Below are 18,056 nucleotides of genomic sequence, written 5' to 3'. Positions count from 1 at the left end.
GTCCTGGGGGACTCCCGGCGCCGGGCCGTCGGCGTCCCACGAGCCCGCTCCCGCCCCGGCCCCACACCCCCGCAAGCCCGGTCCGCCCCGCACGGCGGATTCACTCCCACGGGTGACATGTGCGGCGGCGACGTACTCTGGAGACCCCCGGCCCGCACCGCGTGTCGGGTGGTTCGCGTTGCCCGCCCCGGACTCGGCCGACCACTCGTCCCGAGTCCGGTCAGTCATCAGCCCTTGTCATCCCGGACGGAAAGCCCCCCCATGAGCCTGCACGGTCTGCTCGACGCCGTCGTCAAGGACGCCGCACTCGCGGAAGCGATCAAGGCGGCCACGGACGGCAACCGGACGCACGTCGACCTGGTCGGCCCCCCGGCGGCCCGCCCCTTCGCCGTCGCCGCGCTGGCCCGCGAGAGCGGCCGCCCGGTGCTGGCGGTGACGGCGACCGGCCGTGAGGCGGAGGACCTCACGGCGGCCCTGCGGACGCTGCTGCCCCCGGACGGCGTCGTGGACTACCCGGCGTGGGAGACGCTCCCGCACGAGCGGCTGAGCCCCCGCAGCGACACCGTGGGCCGCCGCCTCGCCGTGCTGCGCAGGCTGGCCCACCCCCGCCCCGACGACCCCGAGACCGGCCCGGTCTCCGTCGTCGTGGCACCCGTGCGCTCCGTGCTCCAGCCCCAGGTGAAGGGCCTGGGCGACCTGGAGCCGGTCGCGCTGCGGAGCGGGCAGACCGCCGACCTGAACGAGATCGTCGACGCCCTCGCGGCCGCCGCGTACGCGCGCGTGGAGCTGGTCGAGAAGCGCGGTGAGTTCGCCGTACGGGGCGGGATCCTCGACGTCTTCCCGCCCACCGAGGAACACCCCCTGCGCATCGAGTTCTGGGGCGACGACGTCGAGGAGATCCGCTACTTCAAGGTCGCCGACCAGCGCTCCCTCGAAGTCGCCGGGCACGGCCTGTGGGCCCCGCCCTGCCGTGAGCTGCTGCTCACCGACGACGTGCGCGCCCGCGCCCGTGCCCTCGCCGAGGAGCACCCTGAGCTCGGCGAGCTGCTCGGCAAGATCGCCGAGGGCATCGCCGTGGAGGGCATGGAGTCGCTCGCGCCGGTCCTCGTCGACGACATGGAGCTGCTGCTCGACGTGCTTCCCAAGGGCTCCATGGCCGTCGTGTGCGACCCGGAGCGGGTGCGTACGCGTGCCGCGGACCTCGTGGCGACCTCGCAGGAGTTCCTCCAGGCGTCCTGGGCGGCCACCGCGGGCGGCGGCGAGGCGCCCATCGACGTCGGCGCTGCGTCCCTGTGGTCCATCGCGGACGTCCGTGACCGGGCGCGCGAGCTGGACATGATGTGGTGGTCGGTGTCGCCGTTCGCCGCCGACGAGGAACTCGACGCGGCCACCCTCAAGCTCGGGATGCACGCCCCGGAGACCTATCGCGGCGACACCGCCAAGGCGCTCGCCGACACAAAGGGCTGGCTCGCCGACGGCTGGCGCACCATCTACGTCACGGAGGGCCACGGCCCGGCCGCCCGCACCGTCGAGGTGCTCGGCGGCGAGGGCATCGCGGCCCGGCTGGACACGGACCTGGGCGACATCTCCCCGTCCCTGGTGCACGTGGCGTGCGGCTCGATCGACCACGGCTTCGTCGACCCGGCACTCCGGCTCGCCGTGCTCACCGAGACCGACCTGTCCGGCCAGAAGGCCGCCGGACGCGACGGCCAGCGCATGCCCGCCCGCCGCCGCAAGACCATCGACCCGCTCACCCTGGAGGCGGGCGACTACATCGTCCACGAGCAGCACGGCGTGGGCCGTTACATCGAGATGGTGCAGCGCACCGTGCAGGGCGCGACCCGTGAGTACCTGGTCGTGGAGTACGCCCCCGCCAAGCGCGGCCAGCCCGGCGACCGTCTCTACATCCCCACCGACCAGCTGGAGCAGATCACCAAGTACGTCGGCGGCGAGGCGCCCACGCTGCACCGCCTGGGCGGCGCGGACTGGACGAAGACCAAGGCGCGCGCGAAGAAGGCCGTCAAGGAGATCGCGGCCGACCTGATCAAGCTCTACAGCGCGCGGATGGCGGCGCCCGGGCACGCGTTCGGCACGGACAGCCCCTGGCAACGCGAGCTGGAGGACGCGTTCCCCTACGCGGAGACGCCGGATCAGCTGACGACCATCGCCGAGGTCAAGGACGACATGGAGAAGTCCATCCCGATGGACCGTCTGGTCTGCGGCGACGTCGGCTACGGCAAGACGGAGATCGCGGTCCGGGCCGCCTTCAAGGCCGTGCAGGACAGCAAGCAGGTGGCGGTCCTCGTGCCGACGACGCTGCTGGTGCAGCAGCACTTCGGGACGTTCAGCGAGCGGTACGCGCAGTTCCCGGTGAGCGTGAAGGCGCTGTCCCGGTTCCAGACGGACACCGAGGCCAAGGCGGTCCTGGAGGGACTGCGGGAGGGCGCGGTGGACGTCGTCATCGGCACGCACCGCCTGTTCTCCTCGGAGACGAAGTTCAAGGACCTGGGGCTCGTCATCGTCGACGAGGAGCAGCGGTTCGGCGTCGAGCACAAGGAGCAGCTCAAGAAGCTGCGCGCCAACGTCGACGTGCTGACGATGTCCGCCACCCCGATCCCACGCACCCTGGAGATGGCGGTCACCGGCATCCGCGAGATGTCGACGATCACCACCCCGCCGGAGGAACGGCACCCGGTGCTGACCTTCGTCGGCCCCTACGAGGAGCGGCAGATCGGCGCGGCCATCCGCCGTGAACTGCTGCGTGAGGGCCAGGTCTTCTACATCCACAACCGGGTCGAGTCCATCGACCGCGCGGCGTCCCGGCTGCGCGAGATCGTCCCGGAGGCGCGGATCGCCACCGCGCACGGGCAGATGTCGGAGACGGCGCTGGAGCAGGTCGTCGTCGACTTCTGGGAGAAGAAGTTCGACGTGCTGGTGTCGACGACGATCGTCGAGTCCGGCATCGACATCTCCAACGCGAACACGCTGATCGTCGAACGAGGGGACACTTTCGGCCTGTCGCAGCTGCACCAGCTGCGCGGGCGGGTGGGGCGTGGACGCGAGCGCGGGTACGCGTACTTCCTGTACCCGCCGGAGAAGCCGCTGACCGAGACCGCCCACGAGCGGCTCGCCACCATCGCCCAGCACACCGAGATGGGCGCGGGCATGTACGTGGCCATGAAGGACCTGGAGATCCGCGGCGCCGGAAACCTCCTCGGCGGCGAGCAGTCGGGCCACATCGCGGGCGTCGGCTTCGACCTGTACGTCCGGATGGTCGGCGAGGCCGTCGCGGACTACCGGCGGCAGCTGGAGACCGGCGGGATCGAGGAGGAGCCGCCGCTCGAGGTCAAGATCGAGCTGCCGGTCGACGCCCACGTCCCGCACGACTACGCGCCGGGCGAGCGGCTGCGTCTCCAGGCCTACCGCGCGATCGCCTCCGCCAACTCCGAGGAGGACGTCAAGGCCGTACGGGAGGAACTCACCGACCGGTACGGCAAGTTGCCCGAGCCGGTGGAGAACCTGCTCCTGGTGGCCGGTCTGCGCATGCTCGCGCGCGCGTGCGGCGTGGGCGAGATCGTGCTCCAGGGGAACAACGTCCGGTTCGCGCCGGTGGAGTTGCGCGAGTCCCAGGAGCTGCGGGTCAAGCGGCTCTACCCGGGGACGGTCATCAAGCCGGCGGTGCACCAGGTGCTGGTGCCGCGTCCGAAGACGGCGAAGGTGGGCGGGAAGCCGTTGGTCGGGCGGGAGTTGCTGGGCTGGGTCGGCGAGTTCCTGGCGTCGGTCCTCGGCTCTTAGGTCCTCGGCGCGCGGGTCCTCGGCTCGTAGGGGCGCCGGGCGCGCCGGTCCCGCGGTGCCCGTACCCGGGCACCTGAAGCCGTCCGCGGTCGTGGTGATCCGCGGACGGCTGTGCGTCCAGGTGGTTCAGCGGCCGGCCGGCGGGGCCCGCGCCCCTCGCTCGGCCCGGTCGCCTCCGTAGCACTTCGGGCCTACGGACGGTCGGGCCTGTCGCGGTCCGTGCCGAACCTGCCCTCGATGTTCTGCTGGGCGGAGTCGACCTGGTCCTCGTACTTGTTGCCCGTGCGTTCGTTGGCCTTCTTCTCCGCGGTGTCGGACATGTTCTTCGCCTTGTCCTGTGCCGCCTTGTTCTTGAACCTGTCGAAGATGCCCATCCAGAGCTCCTTCCGGAGTGACTCAGAACCGACGATACGCCCGACTTGTGAGGTACGCAGAGTTGGGCACTGTATGGTCTGGACCTCTCGGGCGCTACCGTTGCGGCAGGCACAACCGCCCGTGCCCGGGCGGACGGAGCAGGCGAGGGGGAGGGCGCGCCGTGATGCGTCTGAGGGGTGGGGCCACGGCCACCGCCGTGGTGATGTTCGCCGTGGCCGGCTGCACGGAGCAGACCACCGGCACCGACGGCCCCCGGGGGACGGCGGGAGGTGGAGGTGCGGCCCTCACGGCCGCGCAGTCGCTGCCCGTGAAGGGGCGGGCGCCCAGGACGGGGTACGACCGGGACCGGTTCGGCTCGCCCTGGGCCGACACCGACTCCAACAGTTGCGGGACCCGCGACGACATCCTCAAACGGGACCTCGACGACGTGGAGTTCGCCGACGGCGACTGCGAGGTGGCCTCCGGCGCCCTGGACCCCGACCCGTACAGCGGCAAGGACGTCGCCTTCGTCCGCGGCCGCAGCCAGGTGGACATCGACCATGTGGTCGCCCTCTCCGACGCCTGGCAGAAGGGCGCCCGGCAGTGGGACCCCGGCAAGCGCATAGCCTTCGCCAACGACCCCCTCAACCTCGTCGCCGTCGACGCGGGCACCAACCGCGCCAAGGGCGACGGCGACACCGCGACGTGGCTGCCGCCCAACCGGTCGTACCGCTGCACGTATGTCGCCGCGCAGGTCGCCGTGAAGAAGAAGTACGGGCTGTGGGTGACGTCCGCCGAGAAGTCGGCGATGACGGGGGTCCTCGCCGACTGCCCCGGGCAACGGCTGCCCACCGGCGGCAATCCCACCCAGGCGCCGCCCCGTTTCCACGCGGACTGACGCACGCGGAACCGGGGGCCGGGAAAAACCCGTTCCGCCGGCCCGGCCCCGCCGCCTGGCGTTGCCGTATGGAGCTGAAGACGTCCAGCCTCGCCGAGCGGCCCGACATGGTGGGCCGGGTGCTCGACATGGCCGACAGCTGGCCCGAGTTCGTCGTCCACGACCTGGTCGGCAACGCCCACTACCCGCGGACCGCCGCCGAACTGCCGCAGTACGTGCAGTCGTCGTCGCCCCGCGCGCCCAGGGGCACGGCCTGTCCGGCCTGATGCTCGCGGCGATGCGCGCCGACGCCGGCGCCCTCGGCTTCCGCGAGGTCGTCGCTCCCGTCCGCCCCAGCGCCGAGCACCTCGACCCCCGCACGCCCATGCAGGAGTACGCGCGCCGGGTCCGCCCCGACGGGCTTCCGCACGACCCCTGGCTGCGCGTGCACGCCCGCGCGGGCGCCACGTTCCACTCCGTGGCACCTGCCTCGATGACCGTGGCGGCCCCGCTGGAGGACTGGCGCCGCTGGACCGGGCTGCCCTTCGACGCGGCGGGTGACGTCGAGGTGCCCGGGGCACTGGAACCGGTGCGGTGCGAGCCGGAGCGCGGCTACGCGGGGTACGTCGAGCCCAACGTGTGGATGCGGCACTCGCTTTGAGCCACGGGCGCGCCCGGAGGGGGCACGCTCCGCGCGCGAAGTGATCAGTGTGACAACGGTTCGGTACAACCCGTGACGGGTTGTCGGTGTCGGGCTATACGCTCGAAGCGACCCTCCCACGACCGGCGTCGCCCGACACCGGCCGACTTCGTCACCGCACTTCAGGCACCAGGAGCAGCCATGCATGGCCACGGCTACACGCAGCCGGTGAAGCAGCCGCCCCCGACGGCGTGGCTGGTGCTCGTGCGTGTGCTGTTCGTGGCGATCTCCGTCCTCAGTCTCGGCTTCCTGACCTGGACGATGCTGCTGCGCCTGGCCATCGTCACCCGCAGGTCGCTGGACTGGGGGCTGTTCGTGGCCGTGCTGGCCATCGACATCCTCGCCGTGATCCTCCTCGGCACCGAACCCGGCGACGAGATCCACACCCCGGGCGGCTGGACCGGCCTCGCGCTGCTCCTGGGCACGCTGGTGGCGGTGCTGGCGTACTACCTCGCCGCGGAGGTACGCCACTTCCACCAGCTCCGCCACGGCGGCGGACACGCACCCGGGCCGGCGCGGGCGTACGGCTACCCGCAGCCGCCGTACACCGACGCGACGACGGTGCCGCAGACGTCGGTCCGGACCTCGCCGCCCCACCCCCCGCTCGGCCCGCACACCCCGCACCCCCGGCCCCCGATATCCGCCCGGCCCCCGATACCCGCCCAGCCCCCGCAACGCCCGGCCCCCGCCCGCATCGACCAGGTCCGGGCCGAACTGGACGAGCTCAGCGACTACCTCCGCAAGCAGGACGGCCGACGCGACGGCGAGCACGAGGGCGGAAGGTGACCGTGACGACAGGACGTGTCGTCGCCGACCGCTACGAACTGGCCACGCTCATCGGGCAGGGCGGCATGGGCCAGGTCTGGACGGCGTACGACCGGCGGCTGGACCGGCGCGTGGCGGTGAAGCTGCTGCGCCCCGACAAGGTGGCCGGACAGGAGGCCGACGAGCTGCGCCGGCGCTTCGTGCGCGAGTGCCGGGTGACCGCGCAGGTCGACCACCCCGGCCTGGTCACGGTGCACGACGCGGGCAGTGAGGCCGAGGAGCTGTTCCTCGTCATGCAGTACGTCGACGGCGTCGACCTCTCCGGCCATCTCGCCGGGCGCGACCCGTACCCGTGGCAGTGGGCGGTGGCGGTCGCCGCGCAACTGTGTGCCGTGCTGAGCGCCGTGCACGCCGTGCCGATCGTGCACCGCGACCTCAAGCCGCGCAACGTGATGGTGAAGCAGGACGGCACGGTCACGGTCCTCGACCTGGGCGTCGCCTCGGTCATGGACACCGACACCACCCGCCTGACGCACACCGGCTCGCCGATCGGCTCGCCCGCCTACATGGCGCCCGAGCAGGCGATGAGCGGCGCGGTCGGCCCGTACACGGACCTGTACGCGCTCGGCGTGGTCCTGCACGAACTCCTCAGCGGCGAGGTGCCCTTCGCGGGCTCGACGGCGCTCGGGGTGCTGCACCGCCACCTCTACGAGCCCCCGGTGCCCGTGCGCAGGCTCCGCCCCGAGGTCCCCGAGGCCCTCGAAGCCCTGGTCCTGCGCCTGCTCGCCAAGGACCCGCAGCACCGGCCGGGCTCCGCGCAGGAGGTGTACGAGGACCTGTCGCCGCTGCTGCCCGCGCGCGGCACCCCCAGTGGGGCGGCACTCGACCCGACGCGCCCCTTCGTACGCCCGCACGCCCCCTGGCCGGACCGCGCCCGCACGCCCGCGCCCCAGCCCGCCCCCGTCCCGCCGGCCACCGGGAGACCGGACGTCGCGCGCGCCGTCGACGAGGTCAAGCGGCTCCTCGGCGAGGGCCGGATCACCCAGGCCGTCGACATCCTGGGTGCGATCCTGCCGACCGCGGCCGAGCAGCACGGCGAGCACTCCCCGGTCGTGCGCACGCTGCGCAAGCAGTACGCCGCGACGCTCATGGACGACGGCCAGTACCGGCGCGCGCTGCCCGAGCTGCGCCGCCTCGCCGACGAACGTGCCGCCGAGGCCGGCCAGGCCGACCCGCAGTCCCTGCGGTTCCGCTACGAGGCCGCCCAGTGCCTCGAACAGCTCGGCGAACCGGCGGCCGCGCTCGCCGCGTACCGGGCGCTGCTGCCGTACTACGAGAACCAGTACGTCTCCGGCGACCCCCAGCTCGCCCACGACGTCCGCCGCCGCATGGGCCACCTCCTGCTGGCCCTCGGGGACCGCGCCGCCGCGCACGACACGCTGGCGCGGCTGCTGCACGACGTCGAACGGACGAGCGGTATCGGGCACCCGCTGGCGGTGGAGGTACGGCGGACGCTGCAATGGCTGGGACAGGTGCGCGGATAGTCCCCCGGCAGCCGGATGGCGCGGCGGTGCCCGAAGTCCTGGTGAATCGTTGGTCGAATGGGTTGGCCAAAGCCGGACTGCTGCCTAACATCGATCACCGCAAGACTTTGTGCGCCCGCCCGTCGCCCGACCACCACACCTGGTGGGGCGCTGTGCGCCGCACCTGTTATTGCAATCTCCTCGGGAGGTTTTCTTGCACCGCCGTCGTCGCCGCACCGCGCTTCTCCTTTCCGTCGCGATCGCCTCGGCGCCCGCCCTCACCGCCTGTGGGAACGACGCGCATCCCGGCGCGGCGGCCGTCGTCGGCGGCCAGCGGATCACCGTGTCGCAGCTGGAGACCCGGGTCAACGAGGTGCGCGAGGCGCAGCGGGCGGCGGTGGGTGACGAGACGCAGTACGCGCAGGTGATCGCCAAGACCGGCACCCTGACCCGCGACACCCTGCACGGCATGGTCCTCGACCGGGTGCTGCACCGCGCCGCCCAGGACGCCGGCATCGCCGTCAGCCGCAAGGAGGTCCAGGAGATGCGCGGCGGGCTGCAGGAGCAGGTCGGCGGCGCGAAGGCGCTGGAGACGACCTGGCTGCAGCAGTACGGGGTGGCGCCGCGGCGCCTGGAGGAGAACCTCCGCCTCCAGCTGGAGGCCCAGAAGCTCGCCGCGAAGCTCGGCACCGACACCAGCCAGCCCGCCTTCTGGAAGGCCCTCTCCGAGGCCTCCGAGAAGCTGAACGTCGACCTCAACCCGCGCTACGGCAGCTGGGACGTCCAGAAGAGCAGCCGCGTGGACGCGAAGACGCCGTGGGTGCGGGAGATCACAGCGGGGCAGCAGCCGGCCTAGGGCCGACGGCCGCCTGTGGACTGACGGGCTCGGCGGCGACGTGGGTTACGTTCGGATCGTGAACGCAACCAGCTTCGACAGCGCTCCCGACGCCGGGCGCAGTGCCCCCACGCCCCCGGAGACCGGCCGCATCGTCCTGCTCACCACCAGCCACCGTGTGGCCCCCGGCCTTCTCTCCTGGCCCGCGTGGCAGGCGCTGCACGCCGCCGACCGCGTGCTGTGCGCCGACGGGGCGCACCCGCAGCTGCCCTATCTGCGGGAGGCGGCCATATCGGTGGAGGAGGCCGCCCCGACCGCCGAGGAACTGGTCGACGCGTGCGCCGGCGGGCGGACGGTGGTGGTAGTCGCCACCGGCGAGGGCGAGCCGGCCCTCACGGACGGCCTGGCGCGGCTCGCCGGCAGCGGGCGCTTCCACATGCCGGATCTGGAGCTGCTCCCCGCCTCCTACGACCTGCCCGGCGCCCGCCTCCTCGACCTCGTCCAGGTCATGGACCGCATCCGCGCCGAGTGCCCCTGGTCGTCCCGGCAGACCCACCAGGGCCTGGTGAAGTACGGCATCGAGGAGGCGTACGAACTCGTCGAGGCGATCGAGGAGGGCGACCGCGACGAGCTCCGGGAGGAGCTGGGCGACGTGCTGCTCCAGGTGGTCTTCCACGCCCGGATCGCGGAGGAGGACCCCGACGCCCCGTTCTCCATCGACGACGTCGCGGGCACCATCGTCGCCAAGCTCGTCCACCGCCACCCGCACGTCTTCGGCGAGGAGAGCGCCGCCACCCCCGAGGAGGTCAAGGAGCACTGGCTGCGCACCAAGGCCGAGGAGAAGCGGCGGACCTCGGTGACCGAGGGCATCCCGCTGCATCAGCCCGGCCTGGCCCTCGCGGCGAAGCTGGCGTCCCGGGTACGCACGGCGGGCCTGGACGTGCCCCTGCCGGCGGGCGAGGGCGTCGGGTACGAGCTGCTGACGCTGGCGATACGCGCCGAGGCGGAGGGCGCGGACCCGGAGGCGGCCCTGCGCGCGGCGGCCCGCGCCTACCGGGACGCGGTGCGCGCGGCCGAGGGGGCCGAAGCCTAGGGGCCGTTGCCCGAACGGGCGGGCCCGAGGTGTGGGGGCCGGTGCGGCGGGGGAGTTGGAGCTGCTCAAGGAGGCGCTGCTGCGGGCGGCCGGCGCCTGCGCGGCACGAGGACCACGCCGCCGGATAACGTCAGGGAGTGACCGACCAGCACCACCCCGACCCGCACGCGCCCGCCTCCACCCCGGCGCCCGAACTCTTCACCTGGGAGTTCGCGACCGACCCCTACCCCGCCTACGCCTGGCTGCGTGAGCACGCGCCCGTGCACCGGACCAGGCTGCCCAGCGGGGTGGAGGCCTGGCTGGTCACCCGTTACGCCGACGCCAAGCAGGCCCTCGCCGACCAGCGGCTGTCCAAGAACCCGGCACACCACGACGAGCCCGCGCACGCCAAGGGGAAGACCGGTATTCCCGGCGAGCGCAAGGCCGAGTTGATGACGCATCTGCTCAACATCGATCCGCCGGACCACACCCGGCTGCGGCGGCTGGTCTCGAAGGCGTTCACCCCGCGCCGCGTCGCCGAGTTCGCCCCGCGCGTGCAGGAGCTCACCGACGACCTCATCGCCCGGTTCGCCCGCGACGGCTCCGCCGACCTCATCCACGACTTCGCCTTCCCGCTCCCCATCTACGCCATCTGCGACCTGCTCGGCGTCCCCCGCGAGGACCAGGACGACTTCCGGGACTGGGCGGGCATGATGATCCGGCACGGCGGAGGACCGCGGGGCGGGGTCGCGCGGTCCGTGAAGAAGATGCGGGGCTATCTCGCGGACCTCATCCACCGCAAGCGCGAGTCCCTCCCCGCCGAGCCCGGCCCGGCCGAGGACCTCATCTCCGGCCTCATCCGCGCCTCCGACCACGGCGAGCACCTCACCGAGAACGAGGCGGCGGCGATGGCGTTCATCCTCCTGTTCGCCGGTTTCGAGACGACCGTGAACCTCATCGGCAACGGCACCTTCGCCCTTCTCACCCACCCCGGCCAACGCGCCCTTCTCCAAGGGTCCTTGGCGCGCGGCGAACGCGCCCTGCTGGAAACCGGCGTCGAGGAACTCCTGCGCTACGACGGTCCCGTCGAGCTCGCCACCTGGCGCTTCGCCACCGAGCCGCTCACCATCGGCGGTCAGGACATCGCACCCGGCGACCCCGTCCTCGTCGTACTCGCCGCCGCGGACCGGGATCCGGAGCGGTTCGCGGACCCGGACGCCCTCGACCTCGCCCGCCGCGACAACCAGCACCTCGGGTACGGCCACGGCCTCCACTACTGCCTCGGCGCGCCCCTGGCCCGCCTGGAGGGCCGGACCGCGCTCGCCACGCTCCTCACCCGGCTCCCGGACCTGCGGCTCGCGGTGGATCCGGGCGAACTTCGGTGGCGGGGCGGGCTCATCATGCGGGGACTGCGGACGCTGCCGGTGGAGTTCACGCCCGTGCGGAAAACGTGACGCACTTTCAACTATGTGATCTTCACGTGATCTGTGCGGCATTAACTTGTGACAAGTGATCGTCTGCCTATACGTTCACCCATCAGCGCGGCCTCCCGGCTTCACCGGCCGCGCAGGTCCCCGCTGTCACGCGAAAGGTCCCCGTATGCTCTCCGGGAACGGTCGTCACCGTCGCCCCCGCCAGGCGCCCGCACTCGTCGTCGCCGCCGGTGTGACCGGCTCCGCCATCGCCATCCCCCTCCTTGCCGCCTCCGGTGCGAGCGCGGCAAGCGGGACGACCTGGGACCGCGTCGCGGAGTGCGAGACCGGCGGCTCCTGGAGCGCCGACACGGGCAACGGCTACTACGGCGGGCTGCAACTCTCCCAGCAGGACTGGGAGAAGCACGGCGGCCTCACCTACGCCGCGAGCGCGGACCAGGCCAGCCGTTCGCAGCAGATCGCCGTCGCCGAGAAGGTTCTGGCGGACCAGGGCGTCGGCGCGTGGGCGACCTGCGGCCCGCTGGTGGGGCTCGACGTGGACTCCGAGTCGGCCGCGGTCGACACGGGTGTGGTCGGTGACGCGTCCAGTACGCCGTCGCATACGAGATCCAGCGATTCGGGCAGTATGTCCCGCTCGCTCGGATTGTCCAACTCGTCCGGCGGCGCCCACGCCGGCGACTCCGGCCGCGATGGCGACGCGAACGGGTCCAGCAGCTCCAAGGGCACCGACGGGTCCAAGGGGTCCGGCGCGTCCACGGGTTCCACCAGTCCCACGAACTCCGGGAATCCCACGGAATCAGGTGAATCCACCCCGTCCGGCGACTCCAGCTCGCCGGGTGTCGGTGACTCGACCTCGCCCGGCTCCAGCGAATCCCCCGAATCGGGCGAATCCTCCTCAAGTTCCCCGTCCTCCGGCGTGCCTTCGAGTGCGCCGAGCACCTCGAGCCTCACGGATGTGGGCCTCCTCGGCTCCGGCAAGCACCGGGGAAGCAGCGCCGAGGAGGGCGGCGACCGCGCCGGCGGGTCCGCCGGGCGCCACGCCTCGCGGGACGGTGCCACCGCCCGTGCGGCCGGCGACGAGGCCTACACGGTCCGGGACGGCGACACGCTCTGGAGCATCGCCGACTCCCATGGCGTGCAAGGCGGATGGGCCGCGCTGTATGTCGTCAACAAGGAAGCCCTCGGCGGCGACCCCCACCACATCTTCCCCGGTCAGACGCTGGACGTAGGCGCGGAGCCGGCTGGCAGGTAGGCGGGAAACGGCCCGGGAACAGCGGGAGTTCGCGTCACACTTCGAGTCGAATGTCCGATTTGGCGAAAGTGTGGGATGAGTCTCAGAAGCCCTGATCGTCTTTGAAATTCCGTCGATCGCCTGTCTACGGTCATCACCGCTCGCCAACACGAGCCCCGGTTGCCGCAACGCCGAATCCTGCCAGCGGCCGCCCGGGAACAGTCGTCGCGTAAAGCGCCGTAGGCAGGAGCGGGGGACCCAAGGTAAGTGCCGGGCCCGGCAGTTGAGGAGACTCAGCGCCGGAACCGGCTTGGGGTGAAGCCACGCCTCCCAGGGAGGTGTGGCCGGGCAACTCAACCGGCCCGAACCCGACAGCTCACCTCGCAGGCGTCGGTGAGGGGATCAACCATGCTGTTTTCCAGCAAGGGCAAGCACCGTCGTCCGTCCAGGACCGTTCGCGCCATCGCCGCGGTCGGCGTCACCGGTGCCGCCGCCGTCGCCGCCCCGCTGATGGCGGCCGGCAGCGCATCCGCCGCCACGGCCTCCGAGTGGGACGCCGTCGCCCAGTGCGAGTCCGGTGGCAACTGGTCCATCAACACCGGCAACGGTTACTACGGCGGTCTGCAGTTCTCCGCCTCGACCTGGGCCGCGTACGGCGGCACGCAGTTCGCCGGCACGGCCGACCAGGCCTCCAAGGAGCAGCAGATCCAGATCGCCGAGAAGGTGCTCGCGGGTCAGGGCAAGGGCGCCTGGCCGGTCTGCGGCACGGGCCTGTCGAACGCCGCCTACGCCGGCGGCGGCTCCGCCGCGAACGAGTCGCAGAGCACCGACACCGGCACGCGTGCGACCGAGGAGCAGCCGGCTTCGCGTTCCGCGGAGCGTCCGGCCGCGAAGGAGACGGTCACCACGCCGACCGGCGACAAGGTGAAGAAGGGCGACGGCGAGTACAAGGTCGTCGAGGGTGACACCCTCAGCACCATCGCCGCCGAGCACGACGTCAAGGGCGGCTGGGAGAAGCTGTTCCAGCTGAACAAGGACATCGTCGAGGACGCCGACCTCATCTTCCCGGGTCAGCAGCTGCACCTGAAGTAGAACGGTTCGCCGCCGACCCGCCGGAGGCCCCAGAGGCTCCCGTGAGGGTCACCCCCGTCCCCACGGGCTCCCCGCCCCGGTGCGTCCTCCCCCGTACGCACCGGGGCGGGGCTTTTCGTGTCCCGCTTCCCGCGCGGTGCACCCCCGTCTTTGTTTCGTTCGGAAACAATTTACTCTCGGTTCCGTCCACGAGATGGGCGACCGGCTGGCCGATCGCACGGAGCCGGTTAGGCTCGTCTCGCAGAGCCGCCGCGGTCCTGCTCAATAGCGTCACATCCACGAAGGAGATGCTCGTGCCGTCCATCGACGTCGTCGTAGCCCGGGAAATCCTGGACTCCCGAGGCAACCCCACGGTCGAGGTCGAGGTCGGCCTCGACGACGGCAGCACGGGTCGTGCCGCCGTTCCGTCCGGCGCTTCCACCGGCGCCTTCGAGGCCATCGAGCTCCGCGACGGCGACCCCAACCGCTACCTCGGCAAGGGCGTCGAGAAGGCCGTCCTGGCCGTCATCGAGCAGATCGGCCCGGAGCTCGTCGGCTACGACGCCACCGAGCAGCGCCTGATCGACCAGGCGATGTTCGACCTGGACGCCACCGACAACAAGGGCTCCCTCGGCGCCAACGCCATCCTCGGCGTCTCGCTCGCCGTCGCGCACGCCGCCTCCGAGGCCAGCGACCTGCCGCTGTTCCGCTACCTGGGCGGCCCCAACGCGCACCTGCTGCCGGTGCCGATGATGAACATCCTGAACGGCGGCTCGCACGCCGACTCCAACGTGGACATCCAGGAGTTCATGATCGCCCCGATCGGCGCGGAGTCCTTCTCCGAGGCCCTGCGCTGGGGCACCGAGGTCTACCACACCCTCAAGAAGGTGCTGAAGGGCAAGGGCCTGGCCACCGGCCTCGGCGACGAGGGCGGCTTCGCCCCGAACCTCGGCTCCAACCGCGAGGCCCTCGACCTCATCCTGGAGGCCATCAACGAGGCCGGCTACACCCCCGGCGAGCAGATCGCCCTCGCCCTCGACGTGGCCGCGTCCGAGTTCTACAAGGACGGCGTCTACACCTTCGAGGGCAAGGACCGCACGGCCGCCGAGATGACCGAGTACTACGCGGAGCTCGTCGACGCGTACCCGCTCGTCTCCATCGAGGACCCGCTGTTCGAGGACGACTGGGAGGGCTGGAAGACCATCACCGAGAAGCTCGGTGACAAGGTCCAGCTCGTCGGCGACGACCTGTTCGTCACCAACCCGGAGCGCCTGGCCCGCGGCATCGAGGAAGGCGCCGCCAACGCCCTGCTGGTCAAGGTCAACCAGATCGGCTCCCTGACCGAGACCCTGGACGCCGTCGAGCTGGCCCAGCGCAGCGGCTTCAAGTGCATGATGTCCCACCGCTCCGGCGAGACCGAGGACGTCACCATCGCCGACCTCGCCGTCGCCACCAACTGCGGCCAGATCAAGACCGGCGCCCCGGCCCGCTCCGAGCGCGTCGCCAAGTACAACCAGCTGCTGCGCATCGAGGAGATCCTCGACGACGCCGCGGTGTACGCCGGCCGCAGCGCCTTCCCCCGCTTCAAGGGCTGAGCGACGCCCTCGTAGGAAGCGTCGTACGTACGTCCCCGCACCCGGTCCCGTACCGTGTGCGGGGACGTACGCGCGTGTGCATCACGCAGGCATGGGGAGGCGAGAGCCAGATGGCCGTGAAGGAACGGGACCGTTTCTCCACCGCGACCAGGCTCAGGCTGCTGGGCGAGCAGACCGCGGCCCGTGTCTACCGCTCCCAGACCCGCCGCCAGGCCCGCCGCTCCCGGCTGACCGGCCGCGCGGCCCTGCTCGCCCTCGTCGTCTGCTCACTGGTCGTCGCGCTCGCCTATCCGATAAGGCAGTACGTCGCCCAGCGCGCCGAGATCGCCGACCTGCGGGAGCAGAAGCAGCGGGCCGAGGCGCGGGTCGAGGAACTGCGCGACCTCAAGGCACGCTGGCAGGACGACGCGTACGCGGAGCAGCAGATCCGGCAGCGGCTGCACTACGTGATGCCGGGCGAGACCGGCTACGTCGTGATCGACCCGGACGCGGCCCGGCAGTCGCGCACCGACCAGGGCACGACCGACCGCCCCTGGTACGCGAACGTCTGGGACGGGGTCGACAAGTCCGACGCCGCCCACCATTGAGCCGGACGCCTCCGGCCGGTGAACGTACAGAGAGACAGGTATGGAAACGCCCCCGCCGCCCACCCCGCGCACCGAGCCCACCGACGCCGACGTCGAGGCCTTCAAGCAGCAGCTCGGGCGGCCGCCGCGCGGACTGCGCGCGATCGCGCACCGATGCCCGTGCGGGCAGCCGGACGTCGTGGAGACGGCCCCCCGGCTGCCCGACGGCACACCCTTCCCGACGCTCTACTACCTGACGTGCCCGCGGGCCTCGTCGGCCATCGGCACGCTGGAGGCCGAGGGCGTCATGAAGGAGATGACGGCCCGGCTGGAGACCGACCCGGAGCTGGCCTCCGCGTACCGCGCCGCGCACGAGGACTACGTCCGGCGCCGGGACGAGATCGAGGAGCTGAAGAACTTCCCGAGTGCGGGCGGCATGCCGGACCGGGTGAAGTGCCTGCACGTGCTCGTCGCGCACAGCCTGGCCGCCGGACCGGGCGTCAACCCGCTCGGCGACGAGGCCCTGGCGATGCTGCCGGAGTGGTGGCGCAAGGGCGCGTGCGTGACCATGGCCGACGAGGAGGACGGCAAGTGACGCGCGTGGCCGCCATCGACTGCGGTACGAACTCCATCCGGCTCCTGGTCGCCGACGTGGATCCGGCGACCGGTGAACTGGCCGACCTGGACCGCCGGATGACCATCGTGCGGCTCGGCCAGGGCGTCGACCGCACCGGACGGCTGGCCCCCGAGGCGCTCGAGCGGACCTTCGCGGCCTGCCGTGAGTACGCCGGGGTCATCAAGGAGCACGGCGCCGAGCGGGTCCGCTTCGTCGCCACCTCCGCCTCCCGGGACGCCGAGAACCGGGACGAGTTCGTGCGCGGGGTGGTGGAGATCCTCGGCGTCGAGCCCGAGGTCGTCACCGGCGACGAGGAGGCCGAGCTCTCCTTCGTCGGCGCGACCAAGGAGCTGACGGGGCGCGCGGATGTGCACCGGCCCTATCTCGTGGTGGACATCGGCGGCGGCTCGACCGAGTTCGTCGTCGGCGAGGACCATGTCCGCGCGGCCCGCTCGGTCGACGTCGGCTGTGTCCGGATGACCGAGCGCCATCTGGTCCGGGACGGCGTGGTGTCCGACCCGCCGGCCGAGGAGCAGATCGCGGCGATGCGCGCGGACATCGAGGCCGCCCTCGACCTGGCCGAGAAGACGGTGCCGCTGCGTGAGGCCAGGACGCTGGTGGGGCTGGCGGGTTCGGTCACCACGGTGGCGGCGATCGCCCTGGACCTGGCCGAGTACGACTCGGCCCGCATCCACCACTCCCGGATCGGCCGGGACCGGGTCCGCGAGATCACCGAGTGGCTGCTGCACTCCACCCACGCCGAGCGCGCCGCCGTCGCGTCCATGCACCCCGGGCGTGTCGACGTGATCGCCGCGGGGGCCCTCGTACTGTTGTCGATCATGGAGCGGATCGGCGCCGAGGAGGTCGTCGTCAGCGAGCACGACATCCTCGACGGCATCGCCTTCCACGCGGCGGCCGAGCCGTCGGCCTAGGCGGCGGGCGACGCGGAACGGCCCCGGTTCCTCTTGGACAGGAACCGGGGCCGTTCGTGTCGGCCCGTGCGGGGCCGACCGTCAGTTGCAGAGGAGGACGATGACTCCGCTGCACTCCTCGTCGCCGCCGCCGTAGCGGTGGTGGGCCGAGACCGACTGGACGGCCGTGGCCTTCGTGGCGACGTGGTGGTCGGGCGTGGCGGCCGCGGCGGAGGCGGCCGTCACCGCCCCCGCACCAAGGGCGATACCCAGGGCAGCGCCGACCGAGACTATGCGCGAAGTGGCCCGCATGAGGGCCCTCTGTGAGGTGATCATGTCTGCACGCTATGTGCAGTTCCGACTGATTTCGCATGGAGTGTGGCCGTCCGGGTGACGGGGCGTTCGGCCGTCGGTGCGGGGCGCTTTCGCGGGGTGGTGAGGGGGCGGCGCACTACCGCCCGGTAGCTGTCGACTGAGCAGGTCGACCGGCGTATGAGCGCTGCGGGATGGGGCTTCCGGCCCCCTGCCGACACCTTCGAGGCACCCGCCGGGGAAAGTTCGTGAAGTTCTTCACAAGGAAATCGGCCCGGTGGGGGCACGGAGAGGGGTCGGTTGACCCTTCCGAGGCGTGAACAGGGTCTTGAACATGTTCAGATGGACCGTGTATGGAGGGGGCGCGAAGGCTTCCCGCGCGGGGATCTCCCGTCCGCTC

15 protein-coding genes, 1 pseudogene and 1 riboswitch are annotated in these 18,056 nt (G+C 71.9%); of the genes and pseudogenes, 14 read left to right on the top strand and 2 right to left on the bottom strand.

Annotated elements, in window-relative coordinates:
* The first annotated feature begins 261 nt into the window (after positions 1–261).
* Positions 262–3,795, top strand: a complete 3,534-nt coding sequence (gene mfd, locus ACFV6X_RS23410; protein ID WP_385386384.1) for a transcription-repair coupling factor — start codon at positions 262–264, stop codon at positions 3,793–3,795.
* Between the two features lie 191 nt (positions 3,796–3,986).
* Here the strand turns inward: mfd and ACFV6X_RS23405 are convergent, their stop codons facing one another.
* Positions 3,987–4,169: an antitoxin gene (locus ACFV6X_RS23405; RefSeq protein WP_385386383.1), complete on the bottom strand. Its 183-nt coding sequence runs from the start codon at positions 4,167–4,169 to the stop codon at positions 3,987–3,989.
* A gap of 161 nt (positions 4,170–4,330) precedes the next feature.
* Between ACFV6X_RS23405 and ACFV6X_RS23400 the strand changes: the two genes are divergently transcribed.
* The 13 genes and pseudogenes from ACFV6X_RS23400 (at position 4,331) to ACFV6X_RS23340 (ending at position 17,365) form a co-directional block, all read left to right on the top strand.
* A complete protein-coding gene (locus ACFV6X_RS23400) occupies positions 4,331–5,047 on the top strand; it encodes an HNH endonuclease family protein (RefSeq protein ID WP_385386381.1) in 717 nt (238 codons plus the stop codon).
* A gap of 68 nt (positions 5,048–5,115) precedes the next feature.
* Positions 5,116–5,687, top strand: a pseudogene (locus ACFV6X_RS23395) (N-acetyltransferase).
* A 180-nt stretch (positions 5,688–5,867) separates the two neighbouring features.
* Complete coding sequence (locus ACFV6X_RS23390) at positions 5,868–6,512, top strand: hypothetical protein (RefSeq protein WP_385386379.1); 645 nt, start codon at positions 5,868–5,870, stop codon at positions 6,510–6,512.
* A 38-nt stretch (positions 6,513–6,550) separates the two neighbouring features.
* The gene (locus ACFV6X_RS23385; RefSeq protein WP_385386398.1) at positions 6,551–8,035 is read left to right on the top strand and encodes a serine/threonine-protein kinase; all 1,485 of its coding nucleotides are present in this window, start codon (positions 6,551–6,553) and stop codon (positions 8,033–8,035) included.
* Positions 8,036–8,228: 193 nt separating this feature from the next.
* Positions 8,229–8,870: a SurA N-terminal domain-containing protein gene (locus ACFV6X_RS23380; RefSeq protein ID WP_385386377.1), complete on the top strand. Its 642-nt coding sequence runs from the start codon at positions 8,229–8,231 to the stop codon at positions 8,868–8,870.
* A gap of 58 nt (positions 8,871–8,928) precedes the next feature.
* Positions 8,929–9,942, top strand: a complete 1,014-nt coding sequence (locus ACFV6X_RS23375; protein ID WP_385386375.1) for a nucleoside triphosphate pyrophosphohydrolase — start codon at positions 8,929–8,931, stop codon at positions 9,940–9,942.
* 137 nt (positions 9,943–10,079) lie between these two features.
* On the top strand, positions 10,080–11,375 hold the full coding sequence (locus ACFV6X_RS23370; protein WP_385386373.1) for a cytochrome P450: 1,296 nt from the start codon (positions 10,080–10,082) through the stop codon (positions 11,373–11,375).
* Positions 11,376–11,520: 145 nt separating this feature from the next.
* Positions 11,521–12,606: a transglycosylase family protein gene (locus ACFV6X_RS23365; RefSeq protein WP_385386371.1), complete on the top strand. Its 1,086-nt coding sequence runs from the start codon at positions 11,521–11,523 to the stop codon at positions 12,604–12,606.
* Positions 12,607–12,810: 204 nt separating this feature from the next.
* Positions 12,811–12,990, top strand: a riboswitch (cyclic di-AMP (ydaO/yuaA leader).
* Positions 12,991–12,993: 3 nt separating this feature from the next.
* The gene (locus tag ACFV6X_RS23360) at positions 12,994–13,677 is read left to right on the top strand and encodes a transglycosylase family protein (RefSeq protein WP_385386369.1); all 684 of its coding nucleotides are present in this window, start codon (positions 12,994–12,996) and stop codon (positions 13,675–13,677) included.
* Between the two features lie 293 nt (positions 13,678–13,970).
* Positions 13,971–15,251, top strand: coding sequence for a phosphopyruvate hydratase (eno, locus tag ACFV6X_RS23355; RefSeq protein ID WP_365450502.1), 1,281 nt, complete (start codon positions 13,971–13,973; stop codon positions 15,249–15,251).
* 110 nt (positions 15,252–15,361) lie between these two features.
* Positions 15,362–15,838, top strand: a complete 477-nt coding sequence (locus tag ACFV6X_RS23350) for a septum formation initiator family protein (protein WP_365450500.1) — start codon at positions 15,362–15,364, stop codon at positions 15,836–15,838.
* A 40-nt stretch (positions 15,839–15,878) separates the two neighbouring features.
* The gene (locus ACFV6X_RS23345) at positions 15,879–16,412 is read left to right on the top strand and encodes a DUF501 domain-containing protein (RefSeq protein ID WP_385386367.1); all 534 of its coding nucleotides are present in this window, start codon (positions 15,879–15,881) and stop codon (positions 16,410–16,412) included.
* Positions 16,409–17,365, top strand: a complete 957-nt coding sequence (locus ACFV6X_RS23340) for an exopolyphosphatase (RefSeq protein WP_385386365.1) — start codon at positions 16,409–16,411, stop codon at positions 17,363–17,365. The genes ACFV6X_RS23345 and ACFV6X_RS23340 overlap by 4 nt, the downstream gene beginning before the upstream one ends.
* 81 nt (positions 17,366–17,446) lie before the next feature.
* On the opposite strand, the gene ACFV6X_RS23335 is transcribed toward ACFV6X_RS23340, so the two are convergent.
* Positions 17,447–17,680, bottom strand: a complete 234-nt coding sequence (locus ACFV6X_RS23335; protein WP_385386364.1) for a hypothetical protein — start codon at positions 17,678–17,680, stop codon at positions 17,447–17,449.
* Between the last annotated feature and the right edge of the window lie 376 nt (positions 17,681–18,056).

The organism is Streptomyces sp. NPDC059861, from assembly GCF_042731435.1.
GTDB lineage: Bacteria > Actinomycetota > Actinomycetes > Streptomycetales > Streptomycetaceae > Streptomyces.
Note: the sequence above shows the minus strand (reverse complement) of the source record. Positions and strands in the feature narration are given on the sequence as shown.